Origin of the sequence: Pseudomonas sp. HMSC065H01, from assembly GCF_001815235.1 — a bacterium.
Lineage (GTDB): Bacteria > Pseudomonadota > Gammaproteobacteria > Pseudomonadales > Pseudomonadaceae > Pseudomonas > Pseudomonas aeruginosa.
Map to the genome: position 1 here is coordinate 1 of NZ_KV819855.1, position 19,176 is coordinate 19,176.

At 64.6% G+C, this 19,176-nt stretch carries 22 protein-coding genes and 1 pseudogene; 20 read left to right on the forward strand and 3 right to left on the reverse strand.

The features are described 5' to 3' along the window. The 10 genes and pseudogenes from HMPREF3014_RS05610 to HMPREF3014_RS05660 all read left to right on the forward strand — a co-directional run. A pseudogene (locus HMPREF3014_RS05610) lies at positions 1-180 on the forward strand (DNA-binding protein); the annotation flags it as partial. 120 nt (positions 181-300) lie between these two features. Next, entirely contained in the window at positions 301-552 is a 252-nt protein-coding gene (locus HMPREF3014_RS05620) for a hypothetical protein (protein WP_003124954.1), read from the forward strand. Between the two features lie 13 nt (positions 553-565). After that, on the forward strand, positions 566-784 hold the full coding sequence (locus HMPREF3014_RS05625; protein ID WP_003124953.1) for a hypothetical protein: 219 nt from the start codon (positions 566-568) through the stop codon (positions 782-784). Positions 785-1,117: 333 nt separating this feature from the next. Then, complete coding sequence (locus HMPREF3014_RS35030; protein WP_023087661.1) at positions 1,118-2,092, forward strand: hypothetical protein; 975 nt, start codon at positions 1,118-1,120, stop codon at positions 2,090-2,092. Between the two features lie 9 nt (positions 2,093-2,101). Further along, positions 2,102-2,452: a DUF2523 family protein gene (locus HMPREF3014_RS05635; RefSeq protein WP_003133726.1), complete on the forward strand. Its 351-nt coding sequence runs from the start codon at positions 2,102-2,104 to the stop codon at positions 2,450-2,452. A gap of 1 nt (position 2,453) precedes the next feature. Next, positions 2,454-3,716 (forward strand): zonular occludens toxin domain-containing protein, encoded by a 1,263-nt coding sequence (locus HMPREF3014_RS05640; protein ID WP_023087660.1) that lies wholly within the window; start codon positions 2,454-2,456, stop codon positions 3,714-3,716. Positions 3,717-3,973: 257 nt separating this feature from the next. Further along, a complete protein-coding gene (locus tag HMPREF3014_RS05645) occupies positions 3,974-5,266 on the forward strand; it encodes a hypothetical protein (protein ID WP_023087658.1) in 1,293 nt (430 codons plus the stop codon). Further along, on the forward strand, positions 5,266-6,282 hold the full coding sequence (locus HMPREF3014_RS05650) for a phage integrase (protein WP_012614375.1): 1,017 nt from the start codon (positions 5,266-5,268) through the stop codon (positions 6,280-6,282). The genes HMPREF3014_RS05645 and HMPREF3014_RS05650 overlap by 1 nt, the downstream gene beginning before the upstream one ends. 105 nt (positions 6,283-6,387) lie before the next feature. Beyond that, positions 6,388-7,212: a tRNA 2-thiocytidine(32) synthetase TtcA gene (gene ttcA / locus HMPREF3014_RS05655; protein WP_003082462.1), complete on the forward strand. Its 825-nt coding sequence runs from the start codon at positions 6,388-6,390 to the stop codon at positions 7,210-7,212. Between the two features lie 46 nt (positions 7,213-7,258). Then, the gene (locus HMPREF3014_RS05660) at positions 7,259-7,930 is read left to right on the forward strand and encodes a DNA-3-methyladenine glycosylase I (protein WP_023087657.1); all 672 of its coding nucleotides are present in this window, start codon (positions 7,259-7,261) and stop codon (positions 7,928-7,930) included. Position 7,931: 1 nt separating this feature from the next. Here HMPREF3014_RS05660 and HMPREF3014_RS05665 read toward each other — a convergent pair whose 3' ends face one another. Together HMPREF3014_RS05665 and ddaH are read right to left on the reverse strand one after the other, a co-directional pair. Next, positions 7,932-9,350, reverse strand: a complete 1,419-nt coding sequence (locus HMPREF3014_RS05665; RefSeq protein WP_003112459.1) for a basic amino acid/polyamine antiporter — start codon at positions 9,348-9,350, stop codon at positions 7,932-7,934. Between the two features lie 104 nt (positions 9,351-9,454). Next, a complete protein-coding gene (gene ddaH / locus HMPREF3014_RS05670; protein ID WP_003086612.1) occupies positions 9,455-10,219 on the reverse strand; it encodes a dimethylargininase in 765 nt (254 codons plus the stop codon). A 210-nt stretch (positions 10,220-10,429) separates the two neighbouring features. Between ddaH and ddaR the strand changes: the two genes are divergently transcribed. The 5 genes from ddaR (at position 10,430) to HMPREF3014_RS05695 (ending at position 14,594) form a co-directional block, all read left to right on the forward strand. After that, positions 10,430-11,830 carry a transcriptional regulator DdaR gene (gene ddaR / locus HMPREF3014_RS05675; RefSeq protein WP_003112458.1) on the forward strand — a complete coding sequence of 467 codons (1,401 nt, stop codon included), beginning with the start codon at positions 10,430-10,432 and terminating at the stop codon, positions 11,828-11,830. Positions 11,831-11,842: 12 nt separating this feature from the next. Beyond that, positions 11,843-12,613, forward strand: coding sequence for an NAD-dependent deacylase (locus HMPREF3014_RS05680; protein ID WP_003112457.1), 771 nt, complete (start codon positions 11,843-11,845; stop codon positions 12,611-12,613). Positions 12,614-12,678: 65 nt separating this feature from the next. Further along, positions 12,679-13,296 carry a C40 family peptidase gene (locus HMPREF3014_RS05685; protein ID WP_003082470.1) on the forward strand — a complete coding sequence of 206 codons (618 nt, stop codon included), beginning with the start codon at positions 12,679-12,681 and terminating at the stop codon, positions 13,294-13,296. Between the two features lie 82 nt (positions 13,297-13,378). Further along, entirely contained in the window at positions 13,379-13,912 is a 534-nt protein-coding gene (locus HMPREF3014_RS05690) for a C40 family peptidase (RefSeq protein ID WP_003082473.1), read from the forward strand. Between the two features lie 19 nt (positions 13,913-13,931). Continuing rightward, positions 13,932-14,594, forward strand: coding sequence for an O-methyltransferase (locus HMPREF3014_RS05695; RefSeq protein WP_003086626.1), 663 nt, complete (start codon positions 13,932-13,934; stop codon positions 14,592-14,594). Between the two features lie 7 nt (positions 14,595-14,601). Here the strand turns inward: HMPREF3014_RS05695 and HMPREF3014_RS05700 are convergent, their stop codons facing one another. Beyond that, positions 14,602-15,516: a LysR family transcriptional regulator gene (locus HMPREF3014_RS05700; RefSeq protein ID WP_003082475.1), complete on the reverse strand. Its 915-nt coding sequence runs from the start codon at positions 15,514-15,516 to the stop codon at positions 14,602-14,604. Positions 15,517-15,816: 300 nt separating this feature from the next. Here HMPREF3014_RS05700 and ycaC point away from each other — a divergent pair, with 300 nt between their 5' ends. From ycaC to HMPREF3014_RS05725, 5 genes are all read left to right on the forward strand, one after another. Further along, entirely contained in the window at positions 15,817-16,434 is a 618-nt protein-coding gene (gene ycaC, locus HMPREF3014_RS05705; protein ID WP_003082476.1) for an isochorismate family cysteine hydrolase YcaC, read from the forward strand. Positions 16,435-16,576: 142 nt separating this feature from the next. Beyond that, positions 16,577-16,984 (forward strand): OsmC family protein, encoded by a 408-nt coding sequence (locus tag HMPREF3014_RS05710; protein WP_003082478.1) that lies wholly within the window; start codon positions 16,577-16,579, stop codon positions 16,982-16,984. A gap of 27 nt (positions 16,985-17,011) precedes the next feature. After that, a complete protein-coding gene (locus HMPREF3014_RS05715; protein WP_003082483.1) occupies positions 17,012-17,569 on the forward strand; it encodes an NAD(P)H-dependent FMN reductase in 558 nt (185 codons plus the stop codon). Positions 17,570-17,595: 26 nt separating this feature from the next. Continuing rightward, positions 17,596-18,543, forward strand: coding sequence for a pirin family protein (locus HMPREF3014_RS05720; protein ID WP_003145400.1), 948 nt, complete (start codon positions 17,596-17,598; stop codon positions 18,541-18,543). Positions 18,544-18,702: 159 nt separating this feature from the next. Further along, positions 18,703-19,176, forward strand: coding sequence for an SRPBCC family protein (locus tag HMPREF3014_RS05725; protein WP_003082488.1), 474 nt, complete (start codon positions 18,703-18,705; stop codon positions 19,174-19,176).

A 19,176-nucleotide genomic window follows, 5' to 3' on the forward strand; every position in this document is an offset into this window, starting at 1 on the left:
CGTTTCGGCCGGATCACCAATACCCAAGTCCTCGTGGATCTGCTGGCCGTGGGCGGCAAGCCGGTGGCGCCGACCGCCCAAGCCCCGGCCCGCCCGCAAGCACAGGCCCAAGCCCCGCGTCCGGCCCAGCAGCCGCAGGGCCAGGACAAACAAGACAAGTCCCCGGACGCCAAGGCGTAAGCCGTAGGAGGCCGCGATGCTCCGCTATCTCTCGCTGTTCGCGGTAGGTCTGGCCACCGGCTACGCCTGGGGCTGGATCGACGGCCTAGCGGCCTCCCTGGCTTTTTGAGGACTGCACGAATGGAAGGCTCTGTATCGGTTCAAGTGTGCAAGACCTGGGTCCAGAACGCAGACGGCACGGTCGGCTGTACGCACCTTGAGTGGATACAGACCTACCTGCTGCCGCCTGAGGCAGAGGGCTATTTGACTCTGCTGATGGGTGGTTTCGACCCGTCGGCCTTCCGCCTCGGCTTCGCCGGGACCATCGGGCTGTTCGCCGTTGGTTTGGGGGCTGGCTTGATCATTTCCGCCATGCGCAAAGCGCGCAATTAATGAGGTTCCAATCATGGAAAAAATGAAAACCCTGTTCCGCAACGCTTCCATCGCCACCGTCGGCCTGGCCGTGGCCAACGTCTCCTTCGCCGACTCGCTGATCGACGAAACCACCAAGGAAGTGCTGACCCAAGCCGGCACCGACGGCTCGTCCGTGGCCAAGCTGGTGATCGCCGCCGTGGCGGTGCTGGTCGGCCTCGCCCTGGTTATCGGCGCGATGCGCAAGGCCTGACGTGATCTGGTCTCTCATGCTGGGTGCGTTCATGGCCTATTCCCTGATTTCAGGGCTCAAGGTCGGGCAATACCAGTAGTGGCGACCGAAACGGAAGCCCCCTCCGGAGTTTCCGGCAGGGGGCTTTTTTGCTGAACGGGGAACGTTATGAGGAATCGGCTGACGTGGCTCTTTTTGCTGTGCTTGGGGCTGGGTTGCTCCGGCTTGAGTGCGGCGCCCTATTCTTGGAAGGTTGCCGGATATGACGTGGCAGAGCCTAGTGCCGCAGCTGCATGCGAAGCCGCTAGGGTCCTCGCGGATAGAAACTCGTCCTGGCAATTCGTCGAGGCCCATGTGGCACGTTTGAATGGAGCCGAGGGCTTTTGTTACGTCAAGTATGTTGATCGAAACAATCCGAACAACGTTAGGGAGTGTTCGGACTGCGATAACTGGAGGCTTTTTCGCTCGGGTGACTCCTGTCCAGCCGACACCGAATACAACAAAGAGACCGGCGAGTGTAAGGAGAACAAGTGCAAGATTCTCCAGGGCTCGCTGTATGAAAAGGGCGGCCACCAAGCGCCCATTCCTCGCTTCATCAACTACCTCGGCTGCGAGATTGCCGTCAGCGCGATTGACGGCTGTATCGGCCCCGCTGAGGGCGAAACCGGTGGAACCTTCTGCCGGGTCATCGGCTCGTTCACCGGCAACTGGTTCACCTCCAATGGCTCCTGTGCCTTCGGCTGCGACGTGGGTCCGGGCGACGGTCCGCCTCCGGGTGGTGACGGCGGCACTGGGGGCGATGGTGGCAGCAACCCGCCCGGCGGCGACGGTGGAAGCGACGGCGGCACCAAGCCCGGTGGCGGCGACAACGGCTCCAGTGGCGGCGGTGGAGGAGGTGGCGGCGGCGGTGGCGGCAACCCTCCCGACGGCAATGGCGATGGCGATGGCAACAGCGGCGGCGATGGTGACGGTTCTGGTTCCGACGGCGGCGCTGGTAGCGATGGCGGCGACGGCTCCGGCGGGGGCGGCCTGAAAGAGCCGAAGCAAGGTTCCTTCGACAAGACCATCAAGGAATACGACGACGCCATTGCCAAGGCGCAAAAGGACTTCCAGGAACTGCAAGGCAAGTTCGAAAGCGTCCTCGCTTCCAAGTTCGATATTCACCTGGGCACCGGCGGCGGCTCCCTGCCGTGTTGGGACTTTACCGCCCTCGGCCAACGCTTCGACGTCTGTCTGACCGAATACGCCAAAGAACTCTCCGTCATCCGCTACGTGGTGCTGTTCATCGCCGCGATCCTGGCCGGATGGATCGTTTTCTATCGCTCCTGAGGAAACGCCATGGACATTCCCTTTCTCTCCGACATTCTCGCCTGGATGCAATCCCTTTGGGACTTCCTCTACAGCGGTGTCTATGACTTCGTCACCGACGCCTTTGTCCTGCTGACCAAGATGGCCATCAAGGGCTGGTTCGAGATGCAATTGTTCGTCGCGGAAATCGGCTACAAGGCCTTCAAGGAGGTCGTCGGCGGCATCGGTATCGGCTCGACCATCACGTCCTATTACTCGTCCCTGGACGGCGACCTGCGCTCGCTGCTGGCGTTCTTCGGCCTGCCGGACGCGGTGAACATGATCTTCGCCGCCATCGGCACGCGCTTCTCCATGTCCTTCATCCCCTTCATAGGTAAGTGACATGGCGATCAAGATTCATCACGGCCCGAACGGCTCCTACAAGACCTCCGGCGCGATCCAAGATGACCTGATCCCCGCGATCAAGAAGGGCCGCGTCATCATCACCAACGTGCGCGGCCTGACCCGCGAACGGATCTTCCAGGTGATGCCGGAGACGCCCTCCAGTTGCGACGTCATCAACCTCGACCTCGAGGACCTGGATGACATGGAAAAGATGCGCACCTGGTTCATGTGGGCGCCGCGTGGCGCGTTCATCATTTTCGACGAAACCCAACTGATCTTTCTGAAGTCCTGGCGCGAAGCCGACCTCAAGCGCTTCGACTTCCCGGACGGCCCGGAAGCGGCCAAGGCAGCCGGGCGGCCCATGGGCTGGCTGGATGCCTGGACCCGGCACCGGCATTTCAACTGGGACATCATCCTTACCACGCCGAACATCGCCTATATCCGCGACGACATCCGCATGACGGCGGAAAAGGCCTATCTGCACTCCAACCTCGCCGTCATTGGCATTCGGGGCCGCTACAAGGAAAGCCAGCACTCGGCGCAGGACAACAAACCGCCGGCCCGCGACGTGATCGTCGAGATCAAGAAAATCCGCCAGGAGACCTTCGCCCTCTATGAATCGACAGCCACCGGCTCCGTCACCGACACCATCGCCGGCAAGAGCCTTTTTAGACAACCTAAGATTCTTCTATTCATGGCAATTCCGGCCCTTGCTATTGGGTCTGTGGTTTATGACGGCGGACCTCGTCTGCTCATGGGCGACCCTGTATCGTCGCCTGCTGCTGGAACTGCTGCGCCTGCTCAAGCCGGTCCTGCTGTGGGTGCTGCGCGTGCTGTTGGTGCGGCTGGTCCTGATGCTGCTGATGATGTACCTGGGCACTCAGGCGTTCCGGGCGCTGCTCCTGTAGGCCATCCCTTCGCCGGCCGCGACTTCATCGTCAAGGCAACCCTGCTGTCCGCCTCCGGGCGCCGCACCTATCTGTTCGCCGTCCGGGGCCAGGATGGCAGCGAATTCACTCTCACCGATCGCGACCTGACCGATACCGGCTATGCCGTGGTGCCGCGGGGCAACTGCGCCGCGGAACTGAGCTTCAAGGGCGGTTGGTCCGGCTATGCCGCCTGCGCGGGGCGTAACGCCTTGGGCAATGCGCCGCCGGCTCAGGCCGCCGCGCCGAACGTACCGTCCGCCGCCGCGAACAGCGCCGCCGTGCGGGTGACGGTGGTTCCCGACACCAGCCGCTTGCCGCGCTCGTTCAACTGAGGGGGAGCCGATGAACTGGACAAGCTATTTCGCCGCTCTGGGGCTGGTGTTCCTGGCCTATCTGGCGGGCTTTTTCTTCGCGGTGGTGGTGACGCCGACGGGGCCGGTATGGCCGCTGTAGCCGGCCTGGCCGGGGCGCGCGCGAACGGCTCGTCTCGGAGTGAGCAAGCGCCACGGCGGGGCCGGCTGACGCCCCTGTAACACGTCAGATAAGCACCCCGCGATTTGGACATTAATGGACATTGTTAGGTGAAACCATGAAGAAAGTGACCCATCAAAACCGCCTCCTGCTGCAACCCGACGGGCAACTGCTGGACTCCCCCAAGGGACGGCTCTTCGTTGATTCCATGACGGGGGCGTTCACCGACCTGTCAGGCGTGCGCATTCTGCGTTGCGGCGTGGATACGGTGCGGCAGTTGTACAACGGCAAGCTCCGGCCGGAAGTGATGGCGCTGTTTGACCTCTCGGTGGATGTGGTCGAGTTCGCCGGCTACGAGTGGTCCAAGGGCCGCATCGGTCGCGACTCCGGCTATCAGTACCGTCTGCAGAACGCAGAATTGGGGCTGATCCTGCTGATCAAGAATCACAACATCAAGGTCGATACCCTCGGCTCGCACCTCAAGATCGAGGTATCGCCTCACGCCCTCGATGGCGCCGATCCGCGCATCCTCCAGGGCGTGCTGGATGACTTGGCCGCTGCCGTGCTGAGCCACTGCGAAACCAACCAAGCCGCTGTGCATATCGCCCTGGACGTGCAAGGCTGGAAACCGCCTCGCGATCTGGTGGACCGCATGCATTGCCGCTCGCGTCGGGTGCGGCAAATCAGCGGGATCGAGCGGATCGAGTTTGACGGCAACGCCTCGGTCTACGGGCGTGGCGAGACGTACATGTTCGGCTCGGCCAACGGCCTGCAACTGTCGATCTATAACAAGACTCTCCAGGCTCGGGCCACCGACAAGCTCGACTATTGGGAAAGCGTGTGGGCGACTCTGAACGGGGATCCGTTCGGCGATGGCGACCCGGCCTATAACCCCCTGGAAACGGTGTGGCGGCTCGAATTCCGTTTCCATCACTCCATCGTCCAGCAGTTCTCCGAAGGCTCGCGTATGGCCTCCGGGGAGGTCATTGGCTGCCGCACTTATGAGGGCCTCTGCCCGCACCTGCAAGGGCTGTGGAACTACGCCTGCGAAAGCTTCAAGCTGCTGAGCCGGACAGCGGTCTACGATCCCTTCTGGAGCCTGATCAGCCAGGACGCCCGCGTCCAGGTCGAGTGCGATCCGCTGATCGAGCGCACCGAGTATCGGCGCTATTACAAGACTGCCAAGGGCTTCAGCGGGCGTAACTGCGAGATGTTCCTCGGCCAGTTCATCAGCCTGATTGCGCGGGAGCGTATCCCTGCAAAAAAGGCTATTGAGTCCGCCCGCAAATTGGAGTTCTGGCACGTCATCGAAGACCACTACCTGGCCAAGGGTTGGACTCGTCGCGATCTGGAAAGGCATATACACAAGCTGATGTGTGATCGGTATCTACGGCGGGGATACGCGATCTGATGGCGATCACCAAGCTTGAGGATGGCCGCTGGCTGGCCGACGTTGAACCGATCAAAGGCAAGCGCTTTAGGAAGCGTTTCAAGACCAAGGGCGAAGCCCAGCGGTTTGAGGCGATGGTGCGGACGAAGCATGCGCGACAGCGGGAGTGGAACCCCGTTCAGCAAGATAAGCGACTGCTGTCGGAACTTATAGAGCGTTGGTATGAATTGCATGGGCACTCGATTACCAGCGGGAGGCGTCGTAAGAATCTGCTATTGCTGATCGCGTCTCGCCTAGGCGACCCGGTAGGGCAGAGGTTCACCACTGCTGATCTGGTCGCGTTCAGGAAGCGTGAGTTGGAGGAGGGCGCCTTACCTAGGTCTATCAACGTTCGCTATTCGTATCTGAAAACAGTATTCACCGAGCTTCGTAGGCTCGGCGATATCGACTATCCGAATCCTTTGGATCGTCTCAAGCCGTTGAAGCCTCAACAGTCGGTTGTATCGTTCCTGTCTAAGGATCAGGTAGCGGTGCTGGTGTCAGCGCTCCGGGACTATTCGACCTTTCCCCACTTGGCATTGATTTCAGAGGTCTGCTTGGCGACGGGGGCTCGCTGGTCGGAAGCGCAAGGGTTGACTCTGCCCATGGTTCGGGATGGATCGGTGGTCTTCTCCAATACCAAATCAAAGCGTGTTCGATCCGTACCAATCTCGACAGACTTGCAGGCTCGACTTGAGAAATATTTCGCCGGTCGGAATCGCTTTCCCTCTTGTCGGGAGGCGTTTGCACGGATGGTGAAGCGTTGCGGTATCGTACTGCCAAGAGGGCAGTGCACCCATGTGCTACGCCATACGTTCGCTTCCCACTTCATGATGAACGGTGGAAACATCCTGGCGCTGAAAGAGATTCTTGGGCATTCGTCGCTGAACATGACCATGCGCTATGCGCATTTGTCGCCGGAATACCTGCGGGACGCTATTCGACTCAACCCGCTGGCGGATTTCGACAGTTCTTCGACACTTGCCGAGACGTCCTAGATTTTTCCTTTGCATATCAATAAGTTATGAGCGCTGATTCGGCTTTGCCGATTTGTGCGTAAAATAGCCAGCTTTTCTCCTCGAACACCCGGATTCCAGAGCACCATGGGCACCCTTTCGGTCAATCAGAACAAACTGCAGAAGCGCCTGCGCCGCCTGGCCGGCGAGGCCATCACCGACTTCAACATGATCGAGGATGGCGACAAGGTCATGGTCTGCCTGTCCGGCGGCAAGGACAGCTACACCATGCTCGACATCCTGCTCTACCTGCAGAAGGTCGCGCCGATCCGCTTCGAGATCGTCGCGGTGAACATGGACCAGAAGCAGCCCGGTTTTCCCGAGCATGTCCTGCCGGAGTACCTGAAGTCGATCGGCGTCGAGTACCACATCGTCGAGAAGGACACCTACTCGGTGGTCAAGGAGAAGATCCCGGAAGGCAAGACCACCTGCTCGCTGTGCTCGCGCCTGCGCCGTGGCACGCTGTACACCTTCGCCGACGAGATCGGCGCGACCAAGATGGCCCTCGGTCACCATCGCGACGACATCCTCGAGACCTTCTTCCTCAACATGTTCTACGGCGGCACCCTGAAGGCCATGCCGCCGAAGCTGCTGGCCGACGACGGGCGCAACGTGGTGATCCGGCCGCTGGCCTATTGCAGCGAGAAGGACATCGAGGCCTATTCCCAGCTCAAGGAGTTCCCGATCATCCCCTGCAACCTCTGCGGTTCGCAGGAGAACCTGCAGCGCCAGGTGGTCAAGGAAATGCTGCTGGAATGGGAACGCAAATCGCCGGGGCGTACCGAGATCATGTTCCGCGCCCTGCAGAACGTGGTGCCGTCGCAACTGGCCGACCGCAACCTGTTCGACTTCGCCAACCTGCGCATCGACGAGAACGCCACGCCGCGCTTCCTCGACGTGATGAACCTCTGAGCCGCGCCGCGAGTCAGTTCTTCTCTCCGGTCTGCAAGGATTCCCGATGCGCGACTACGCCTGGATGTACGAATACTGCCTGAACCGCTTCGGCTCCAGGGAGGCGCTGGAAGCGCGCCTGCCGCAGCCGAAGAGCGCCGCCGAGCTGCGCGCGGTGGGTGACGACCGCTACCTGTCGCTGATCAGCCTGCGGATCTTCCGCGCCGGCCTCAAGCACAGCCTGGTGGACGCCAAGTGGCCGGCCTTCGAGGAAGTGTTCTTCGGCTTCGATCCGCAGAAGGTCGTGCTCATGAGCGCCGAGCATCTCGAGCGGCTGATGCAGGACGCCCGCCTGATCCGCCACCTGGGCAAGCTCAAGAGCGTGCCGCGCAATGCGCAGATGGTGCTCGACCTGGCCCGCGAGCATGGCAGCTTCGGCAACTTCCTCGCGGATTGGCCGGAAACCGACATCGTCGGCCTGTGGAAGCTGCTGAGCAAGCGCGGCAACCAGCTCGGCGGCTTGTCGGCGCCGCGTTTCCTGCGGATGGCCGGCAAGGACACCTTCATTCCCAGCGACGACATGGTCGCCGCGCTGAAGGCCCAGGAGATCATCGACAAACCGCCCACCAGCCTCAAGGACCTGGCTGCCGTGCAGGCCGCCTTCAACCAGTGGCGCGAGGAGAGCGACCGGCCGCTGTGCCAGCTGTCGGTGATGCTGGCACATACGGTCAATCATTGAGCTAGAGGGTCAGCCGACCGCTGCCGATCATCCATAGCGCCGCCAGCGCGAGGACCAGCACCAGCGCCGCGACGCTGCCTTCGGCGCGATTGCCGAACGCCGGCAGGCCGCGCTGGCGACGGGCATGCAGGAAGAAGCCCAGGCCTGGCGCGTAGAGGATCATCGACAGCAGCAGGTATTTCAGCCCGGCGGCGTAGATCAGCCAGACCCCGTAGAGCGTCCCCAACAGCGCCAGCGCCAGCATCGCGCCCGAGTGCGGGCGGCGCGCCACCAGCTTCAGGCAGAAGCCGGCGCAGAGCAGGTAGGGGATCAGCGCCATCGAGGTGGCCAACTGGATCAGCGCGTTGTAGCCCGAGGCGTTGAGGAAGGCCACCAGCAGCAGCGCAGAGATCAGCGTGCTGGTCAGCCACAGTGCCGGCGCCGGGGTTTCCACCGCATTGGTGCGGCCGAACAGTGCCGGCGCGGTGTGCGTTGGGCCACGGCTGGCCAGGTAGAGCATTTCCACCGCGAGCATGGTCCAGGCCAGCAGCGCGCCGCCGACCGAGACGATCAGCCCGACGTTGATCAGCGTGGCGCCCCAGGGGCCCACCGCCGCGGCCATCACCTGGGCCATCGAGGGGTTCTTCATCTGCGCCAGTTCGTGCTGCGGCACCACGCCCAGCGACAGCACCGAGACGCAGACCAGCAACAGCAGGGTGACCACGAAGCCGAGCAGGGTTGCGCGGCTGACATCGGCCGCGTGCCGTGCGTGGCTGGCATAGACCGTGGCGCTCTCGATGCCGAGGAATACCCAGACGGTGTAGAGCATGGTGGTTTCCACCTGGCGGGTGACACTGCCCAGGGCCGGGCTGCCCCAGAAGTCCAGGTGAAAGGTCTCGATGCGGAAGGCCAGGGCTACGCAGAGGATGAACAGGGCGATCGGCACCACCTTGGCGAGGGTCACGATGGCGTTGGTGATCGCCGCGTTGTGCACGCCGTGGAGGACGAAGGCATGCATCAGCCAGAGCACCGTCAATTCGCCGAGCAGCGCCGGCCAGGTGGTTCCGTCGCCGAAGAAGGCCAGCGCGCCGAACGAGCCGAGGGCGCTGAACAGCACCACCAGGTAGCCGGCGTTGCCGACCCAGGCGGAAATCCAGTAGCCCCAGGCGGCATTGAACCCCAGGTATTCGCCGAAGCCTTCGCGGGCGTAGCCGTAGACGCCGTCGTCCAGTTCGGGGCGGGTGGTCGACAGCCACTGGAATATCCGCGTCAGGGTCAGCATGCCGACGAAGGTGATCGCCCAGGCGATCAGGATCGCGCCGGCGCCTGCGCCTTCGGCCATGTTCTGCGGCAGGCTGAAGATGCCGCTGCCGATGATGCCGCCCACCACCAGCGCGGTCAGCGCCGGCAGCCCCAGTTTTCCCTTGTCCGAATCGGCCATGTGGCACCTCCGAAACTGCATCCGGTATGTCGCGCCCGGCGCAGGCGGAGCCTGCGCCGGGGTGCGACGGCGGGAGGCGGCGGGTCGGTCCGCCGCGGCATGGTTCAGAAGCGCAGCGACATGCAACTGACGCCGCCGTCGATCTTGCGATATTCGGAGGTGTCCACCTCGATCACCCGGTAGCCGAGGCGGGCGATCTTCTCGCGGGTCCGGGGATAGCCGGCGGGCATGATCACCCTTTCGTTGACCCAGATGCAGTTGGCGGCGTAGGACTCCTCTTCGGGGATCTCGATGATGTTGAAGTCCTGGAACTCCGGCTTGCTGACGAACTCGCCGGCGGCCAGCAGGTTGTTGTGTTCCAGGTAGGCGAGCCCGGTCTTCAGGTGCAGGACCTTTTCCAGGCGCACCACCGAGCCGCTGAGGCCATGTTTCTCCAGGATCGCGATCATCTGCCGGGCGCCCTCGGCGTTGGTGCGGGCCGATTCGCCGATGTAGAAGTGGTCGCCGACCATCATGATGTCGCCGGCTTCCACCGTGCCGGGTGCCTCGATGCGCTCGACCTTGCCCGGATAGAAGCGCTGCACGGTTTCCTCGATGATCTCGGTCTCGCCGCGCCGCGATTCGGCGCCGGGGCGGGTGATGATGGCGCAGCGCGAGGTGCAGAGCACCGGGTCCTCGACGAACACCGAGTCGGGGAAGCGTTCGTCCGGCGGCAGCAGGGTGATGTCCACGTCGCAGGTCTGCAAGGCGCGGATGTAGGCGTTGTGCTGCTCCAGGGCCTTGGCGTAGTCCGGCTTGCCGAGGTGGCTGGAGGTCAGGCCGTCGACCAGGCTGCGGGCGGGCGTGCGAGCGATGATGTGCTTGAACATGACGATTTTCCTCGTGTGGGGACGACGAGGTCGTTGCAAGCCACGCGCCAGCCAACGCCCGGGAATTGCCTTGGAAATCCTTGATAAATCGGAGGATTTTCCTGGTTTTCCGAGGGCTTGGTTGATCCACGCCAAGGATGCTCGGTCGCGCTGCGTCGAAGATGGGTCAACTGACGAGATTTCGACATCCGGGAAACCGAGGGGGAGAGCATGGCGCTTGTCGAGGAGCCGACGATTTCCACGCGAAGCGGTGAACTGGCCTGGTTGGTGGACTGCCTGGCGCCGATTTTCGACGGCCTGCGGCAACCGGTCACGGTGGTCGACCCCTCCGGTCGCTTCGTCTACTACAACCGTGCCAGCGGCCTGCTCGATGGTCTCGACCCGCAGCGGGCGTTGGGTATGCACCTGTTGCAGAGCGCTCCCTGGCTGGCGGCCGAGCAAAGCACGCTGTTGCGTTGCCTGGCCGAAGGGCGGCCGTCGATCGATACGCTGCAGGCCTACGTGGGGGCCGGCGGCGAGCTGTTGCAGTATCGCCACCGGGCGATCCCGCTGCGCGGGCGCGACGGTTGCCTGCTCGGCGCGATGGAGCTCGGCGAAGTCGTCGCCGAGACCGAAGAGGCCGCAGGCCTGGCGGATTGCCCGAACATCCTGAGCGTGGCGCCGAGCCTGCTGCGGCAGTTGCAGCGCCTGGACGTTTTCGCGGCCACCGACCTGCCGCTGCTGATCCATGGCGAGACCGGCACCGGCAAGGAACTGTTCGCCCGTCGCGCCCATGCCCTGAGCCCGCGACGCAGCGGTCCGATGATCAGCCTGAACTGCGCAGCGATTCCCGAGACGCTGCTGGAAAGTACCCTGTTCGGCACCACCCGCGGCGCTTTCACCGGCGCCGAGAACCGCAAGGGCATGTTCGCCCTGGCGCAGGGCGGCAGCTTGTTCCTCGACGAGATCAATTCCATGCCGATGGCCATGCAGAGCAAGCTGCTGCGGGTCCTGCAGGACGGCAGCTACCTGCCTCTGGGCAGCCTGAGCCCGCAGCGGGCCGATGTGCGCCTGATCGCGGCGAGCAACCAGCCGCCGCGCCAGGCGATCGCCGAGGGACGCCTGCGCGAGGACCTGTACTACCGTCTGGACGTGGGCAGCCTGTGCATCCCGCCGCTGCGCGAGCGCCCCGGCGATGTGGAACTGCTGGCACGGGCGTTCGTCCGTCGCGATGCGCGCAGCCTCAACCCGCGTGTCACCGCTCTTGGCGAGCGGGCGCTGGCGCAGTTGCTGGCCTGCGACTGGCCGGGCAACGTCCGGCAACTGGAAAACGTGATCCGGCGCAGCCTGTTGCTGCACGGGGAGGGCGGCGCACTGCTGGATGAGGTGGCGTTCGCCGACGACGGCGCCGAGGCCGTGGGCGGCGAGGCCGCGCTCTCGATGAACAGCGCGGCGGTCGGAGGCCTGCGCGAGGCGCTGGCGCAACAGGAGCGCAACCTGATAGAAGACGCCTTGCGCCAGGCGCGCGGCAATCTCTCCCGGGCCGCCGCCCGGTTGCGGATTCCGCGCACGACCCTGCTCGGGCGCATGCGCCGGCTCGGCTTGCCGGCTTCCCTCGATCCGCCAGCCTGACAGGAGCCAACCATGGACAGCCACAGCCCGATCGCTACCGTCGCCCAGGCCCTGCGGCGCGCCGAACGCATCCTGGTCATCACCGGCGCCGGCCTCTCCGCGGACTCCGGTATGCCCACCTATCGCGGCCTCGGCGGTCTCTACAACGGTCGCACGGAAGAGGGCCTGCCGATCGAGGCGGCACTTTCCGGACCGATGCTGCGGCGCGATCCGGCGCTGTGCTGGAAGTACCTCGCGGAACTTGGCAAGGCTTGCCTGGCGGCCCGACCCAACGCCGGCCACGAAGCCATCGCCGAGTTGCAGAAGCACAAGCCGGAATGCTGGGTGCTGACCCAGAACATCGACGGCTTCCATCGCCAGGCCGGCTCGCCGGCCGAGCGGCTGATCGAGATCCATGGCGAACTGGCGCCGCTCTACTGCCAGTCCTGCGGTGCCGAGAGCGGCGGCCTGGAGGAGCATCTGCACGGCCAGTTGCCGCCGCGCTGCGCCGCTTGCGGTGGGGTGCTGCGGCCGCCGGTGGTGCTGTTCGAGGAAATGTTGCCGGAAGAGGCGATCGATACCCTGTACCGCGAATTGCGCAAAGGCTTCGATGCGGTGCTGGTGGTGGGAACCACCGCGAGCTTCCCCTATATCGTCGAACCGGTGCTGCGCACGCGGCAGGCGGGAGGCTTCACCGCGGAGGTGAATCCTGGCGTGACCGACCTCAGCGAGCGGGTCGATGTGAAAATGACAGGACGAGCCTTAGACATCATGCCGCAGGTGGTAAGTCACATTTATCGATAAAAAACTTGCATAGGATTGATCGAGAAGGCAAATTAGCCCGCTAGTAAAACTAATGAGACACGGTCGTGCCCATGCTTAAACGCTTAGCACCCCTCGTGCCCATGAGTTTCGTTCTGCTGCTGGCCGCTTGCGCCAGCCATTCGCCGGAGCCGCAGGTCGCCAAAGAGCCGACCGCAGCCAAGAGCAGCATCGACGTCGAACGCGACGCGATCGCTTGGCAGGATGTTGAGGACGAAGGGGCGGACAATTCATCGGCTGGTACGCCTGCGCTGGCGTCCAGCATCCTCGAGCGCGCTTTCGAACTGATCGGTACGCCGTACCGTTTCGGCGGTACGACGGCGAAAGGCTTCGATTGCAGCGGCTTCGTCGGCTACCTGTTCCGCGAGGAGGCCGGCATCAAGCTGCCGCGCTCCACCCGCGAACTCATCGATATGGACGTACCGCTGGTCTCCAAGGACGAGCTGCAGCCCGGCGACCTGCTGTTCTTCAACAACCGTGGCCGTGGCCGCGTCAGCCACGCCGGCATCTACATCGGCGATGGCCAGTTCATCCATTCCGCCAGCCGTCGCGGCGGCGGGGTGCGGGTGGACAGCCTGGACTCCAGCTACTGGAGCCTGAGCTACATGGAAGCCAAGCGGGTGCTCGAACCCGGCTACAAGGATGCCCTGACGAGCAAGCGCTAAACTTAAAGTTTTACTTTAAGTATTGCGTTTAACTCCTTGTCGTAGCAAAGTGGAAGCATTCCTCACCAGGAAGGCTTCCACTATGCATGCACTGGCCCGATTCTCGATCCTCGCCTTTGCTGCGCTGCTTACCGCCTGCGCCAGCAAAGCGCCGCCCCCCGCGCCCGCCAAACAGGTCGTATTCCGTCCGGCGACGAATTTCTCGCCCGCCGCCGACGATGTGCTGTTCCGTGCCCTCGGCCTGGTCGGCACGCCCTACCGCTGGGGCGGCAACACGCCCGATTCGGGCTTCGATTGCAGCGGCCTGATCAACTTCGTCTACCGCGACATGACCGGCATCAAGCTGCCGCGCTCGACCCGCGAGATGATTTCCATGCGCGCGCCCAGCGTGCCGGTGCAGGCCCTGCAGACCGGCGACCTGGTGTTCTTCGCCACCTCCGGTGGTCGCACCGTGAGCCATGCCGGCATCTACGTCGGCGAGGGTCGCTTCGTGCATGCGCCGCGCACCGGCGGCACGGTGCGCCTGGACAGCCTGCAGAACAGCTACTGGCAACGCGCGTACCTGGACGCCAAGCGCGTGCTGGTCGCGCCGTCGCCGTTGGCGCGGGTGCCCTGAGGCGGGGAGGTCCGGGCCGATGACCACCCGCACCCTCAACCTCGACGACAACCTCTACCGCTACCTGCTGGACGTTTCGCTGCGGGAAACCCCGCTGATGACCCGCCTGCGCGAGGAAACCGCGAAGCTGCCCAACGCACGCTGGCAGATCGCCCCCGAGCAGGGCCAGTTCATCGCCTTGCTGCTGACCCTGATCGGCGCGCGGCGGGCGCTGGAGGTCGGCACCTTCACCGGCTACAGCGCCCTGTGCATGGCTACCGCCCTTGGCGAGCAGGGGCGTCTTACCTGTTGCGACCTGCCCGGCGACTACCACCTGACTGCGCGCCGCTACTGGCGCGAAGCCGCTGTCGAGGAGCGCATCGAGCTACGCCTCGGGCCCGCCCTGGAAACCCTGCGTGCGTTGCTCGACGAAGGCCTGGCCGGGCAGTTCGACCTGGCCTTCATCGACGCCGACAAGGCCAACTACCCCGAATACCTGGAGGCCGCGCTGGCGCTGGTGCGCCAGGGTGGGCTGGTGCTTTTCGACAACGTGCTGTGGAGCGGCCGGGTGCTCGAAGCGCAGCCGAAGAGTGCGGATACCCGCGGCATCCAGCAGCTCAACCTGGCGCTGAAGAACGACGCGCGGGTGGACTACTCGCTGCTGCCGATCGGCGACGGGCTGAGCGTCTGTCGCAAGCGCTGAGCGAGGCTCAGCGCACGCCCCACGGCGGGCTGCCCAGGGCCTGCTGGAGAAACTGGACGAACAGCTTCACTTTCGGCGAGAGGGTTGCCGCTCGCGAATACATGGCGTAGATCAGGTCGTCCAGCGGCCGCTCCTGCGGCAGGGCCTCGACCAGCCGGCCGGCGGCCAGGTCCTCGGCGGCGATGAACAGCGGCAGCATCGCCAGGCCCAGGCCACGCACCGCGGCGTCGCGCATGGTCTGGCCGTTGTTGGTGTTGAAGCGTCCGCGCGGGGTGATCATCCGCGCCGGCTCGCCGGCCACCCGCGGCTCGAAGCTCCATAGCTGCGACGGGGTGTTGTGGCTGTAGCCGATGCAGGGATGGCAGAGGATGTCTTCGATACGTTGCAGCGGGCCGTGCCGTTCCAGGTATTCCGGGCTGCAACACACTACCCGGCGGCTGGTGCCCAGTTGGCGGGCGATCAGCGAGCTGTCCTGCAGGCGGGTGATGCGGATCGCCAGGTCGTAGCCTTCCTTCTCGAAGTCGACGATCCGGTCGTCCAGTTGCAGGACCACTTCCAGGCGCGGGTTGCGCGCCATGAATTCCATCACCAGCGGCCCCAGCCAGAGCGTGCCGAAGCTCATCGGCGCCATCACCCGCAATTCCCCGCACAGGTCGTTCTCGCGCAGGGCCACGCTTTCCGCGGCGTTGTTCAGGTCCTGCAGCGAGGCCTTGGCCGACTTGTAGAAGAAGCCGCCGGCCTCGGTCGGCTCGACGTTGCGCGTCGAGCGGTAGAGCAGGCGCACGCCGAGGTGGCGCTCCAGGTCGCTGACGCGTTTGCTGATCACGGACTTGGACAGGCTCATGCGTTCGGCGGCGGCGCTGATGCTGCCCAGCTCGACCACGTTGAGGAAGGCCTGTATGTCTTCAAGGCGCAGGCTCATGGCGAATCTCGAAACAATCGGGAGGCAGACTGTCGCATGCGGGAGAACTCCTGGTAAGGGGATGCGCGCGTCGCACGTACGGGAAAGACAATGGCAGGGCAAGCGTAGCGCGCCCGGGGAATGGCATTGTTCTCGTATCGAGAACACCGTTTTCGCATTTTACCGGGCGGTAAATCGCTGTCGCTGTCACTACTCTTGATGGGCGGCGTGCGCTCCCGAGACCGCCCATGCTTGCCTCCCAGGAGGCGCTTCGTTTCACACCGCGCGGCGACGGACGCCGCCCGAGACCGGAGAAACACCATGTCCTTCACCTACAAGCGACTCGACAAGAACGATGCGGCGGTGCTGTTCGTCGACCACCAGGCAGGCCTGCTCTCCCTGGTCCGCGATTTCAGCCCGGACGAGTTCAAGAACAACGTCCTGGCATTGGCCGACATCGCCAGGTTCTTCAACCTGCCGACCATCCTCACCACCAGCTTCGAGGATGGCCCCAACGGCCCGCTGGTGCCGGAACTCAAGGAAATGTTTCCGCAGGCCCCGTACATCGCCCGCCCCGGCAACATCAACGCCTGGGACAACGAGGACTTCGTCAAGGCAGTCAAGGCCACCGGCAAGAAGCAACTGATCATCGCCGGCGTGGTGACCGATGTCTGCGTAGCCTTCCCGACCCTCTCGGCACTGGAGGAGGGGTTTGACGTATTCGTCGTCACCGACGCCTCCGGCACCTTCAACCCGGTGGTGCGCGACGCCGCCTGGGCGCGCATGACCGCCGCCGGCGCGCAACTGATGAACTGGTTCAGCGTCGGCTGCGAACTGCACCGCGACTGGCGCAACGACATCGAAGGCTTCGGTGCCATCCTCGGCGGCCACCTGCCGGCGTACGCCAACCTGATCCAGAGCTTCGGCACGAAGAAGTAAGCCGGCTTCGCCGCTGTCCCGGACACAAGGCACTCCGACCATCGGGTGCCTTGTGTCGTTTTCCGTCCAGATGTTTTCATCGGAACGCCGCTTCGCCGGAACCCGAGGTTCCGGCACGCCCCCCATGCACAGGAGAAACCCCATGGCTACCCAGGTCGTCAACGCTTCCCTCGGCACCACCCCTTATCGCGTGACCCTCGGCGACGACAGCCACCAGTGGCTGAGCGACGTGCCGGCCGCCCTCGGCGGCGCCGACAGCGGTCCCTCGCCGCACGAGATCCTGCTCTCGGCGCTGGGCGCCTGCACGGCGATCACCGTGGCGATGTACGCGCAGCGCAAGGAGTGGCCGCTGGAGGGTATCGACGTGCAACTGAACATCGTCGAGGAACGCACCAAGCCGGAGCCCTTCACCCATATCCGCCGCGACATCCGCCTGGCCGGCGATCTCGACGCCGAGCAGCGCCAGCGTCTGCTGGAGATCGCCAATGCCTGCCCGATCCATCGTGTACTCTCCGGAGAGGTCAGCGTCAGCAGCCAGCTACGCGACTGAACCCGCACGCACAACGAGGAGCACGGCATGAGCGACGACATCAAGGTATTGGGCATTTCCGGCAGCCTGCGCAGCGGCTCCTACAACAGCGCGGCGCTGCAGGAGGCGATTGGCCTGGTCCCGCCGGGCATGAGCATCGAGCTGGCGGACATCTCCGGCATCCCGCTGTACAACGAGGACGTCTACGCCCTCGGCTTCCCGCCCGCGGTGGAACGCTTCCGCGAGCAGATCCGCGCGGCGGACGCGCTGCTGTTCGCCACCCCGGAATACAACTATTCGATGGCCGGGGTGCTGAAGAATGCCATCGACTGGGCCTCGCGGCCGCCGGAGCAGCCGTTCTCCGGCAAGCCGGCGGCGATCCTCGGTGCCAGTGCCGGGCGTTTCGGCACCGCGCGGGCGCAGTATCACTTGCGCCAGACGCTGGTGTTCCTCGACGTTCATCCGCTGAACAAGCCGGAAGTGATGATCTCCAGCGCGCAGAACGCCTTCGACGCCCAGGGCCGGCTGCTCGACGACAAGGCGCGCGAGCTGATCCAGCAGCAGTTGCAGGCCCTGCAGCTATGGGTGCGCCGCCTGCGCGGTTGAATGCCTCGTCACCGGAGAGCCTGAACATGAGCAATACCGAAGAGCGTTGCGACCTGTCCTCCTCGCGGGACTGTCCGGAGCGCCGCGAACACCTGCTGCAACGGGTCACCGCGCGTGCCGCGGAAATCGGCGGCGGGATCACCGTCAGTCGGCTGATGCCGTCGCGCCAGCGGCGGATGATCGGTGCCTGGTGCTTCCTCGACCATGCCGGTCCCGCCGAATTCGAACCTGGCGGCGGACTGGCCGTGGGCCCGCACCCGCACATCGGCCTGCAGACCTTTACCTGGATGATCCAGGGCGAGGCGTTGCACCGCGACAGCCTGGGCAACGTCCAGGTGATCCGCCCCGGCCAGGTCAACCTGATGACCGCCGGTCATGGCATCGCCCACACCGAGGAGTCGCTGCCCGACGAGCGCCACGCCCACGCCGCGCAGTTGTGGATCGCGCTGCCCTACGAGCAGCGCGACATCGCCCCGGCCTTCGACCATCATCCCGACCTGCCGCGCTGGCAGGAGCAGGGGGTCACCTTCACCCTGCTGGCCGGTGCGCTGGCCGGGCGACAGGCGCCGTGCCGGCTCTACTCGCCGCTGCTCGGTGCCGACCTGGCCTGCCACGACGCCTCGACCCTGCAACTGACGCTCGACCCGCACTTCGAGTACGGCCTGCTGCCGCTGGAAGGCGGGTTGGAAGTGGGCGGCGAGCATTTCGCGGTGAACGAACTGGCCTACCTGGGCGACGGCCGCGACGGCCTGCAACTGCAACTCGACCCTGGCGCGCGGGTGCTGTTGCTGGGTGGCGCACCGTTCGGTGCGGAGATCTTCATGTGGTGGAACTTCGTCGGCCACAGCAAGGGCGAGATCGCCCGGGCGCAGAAGGCCTGGGAGGAGGGGGATGCCCGCTTCGGCCGGCTCGACGCCCTGGAAGGGCCGCGCTTGAGCGCTCCGCCGATTCCCTGGAAGATCGACGCCGAGTGAGGTCGATGTGCCGCCGGGTGCCCCGGCGGCGTCCTCGAATGCCTGTCGGCGATCGTTGTGGACCTGCGGCCTGGCGATTCGCCGGCAGCGGGAAAACTTTCTGCACCCATCGCCGGTCAGAACTCGCCTATCGCATGCACCGAACAGGAAGTGAGCCACATGCAATTCGAACACCTGGTCCAGGTCAACGACCGGACACTTGTCGACCTGCCGGTCCTCGACCGGCTGCAACTCTGGGAAGGCCTGGTCTGCCGTGCGCGCGAGCCACAGTATTTCGTCGTCGGCCTGGAGCGTTTCGAGATCCTCGTCGATGACGGCGACCGCCTGCACCGGCGCCTCTACCTGCCGGGTCTGGTGGTCGAGGACGAAGTCGTGCTGAAGGCGCCGGACAGTGCCCACTACAGTATCAAGCCGAGCGCCGAGGTGGCCGGCGGCAGCCTCGACATGACCATCGAGGAGCCGGAACCCGGCTCGCTGTTCGTGCGTTTCGCCTACTGCACCCGCTACCTGCAGCCGCTGGGCGACGAACTACCCTACGACGCCTTCGTCAAGCAGGCCTATATCGCCATGGATGTGGAGACCATCGCCACCATCCGCGACCGGTTCGGCGCCAGCGCCGCCAGCGGGAGTTGA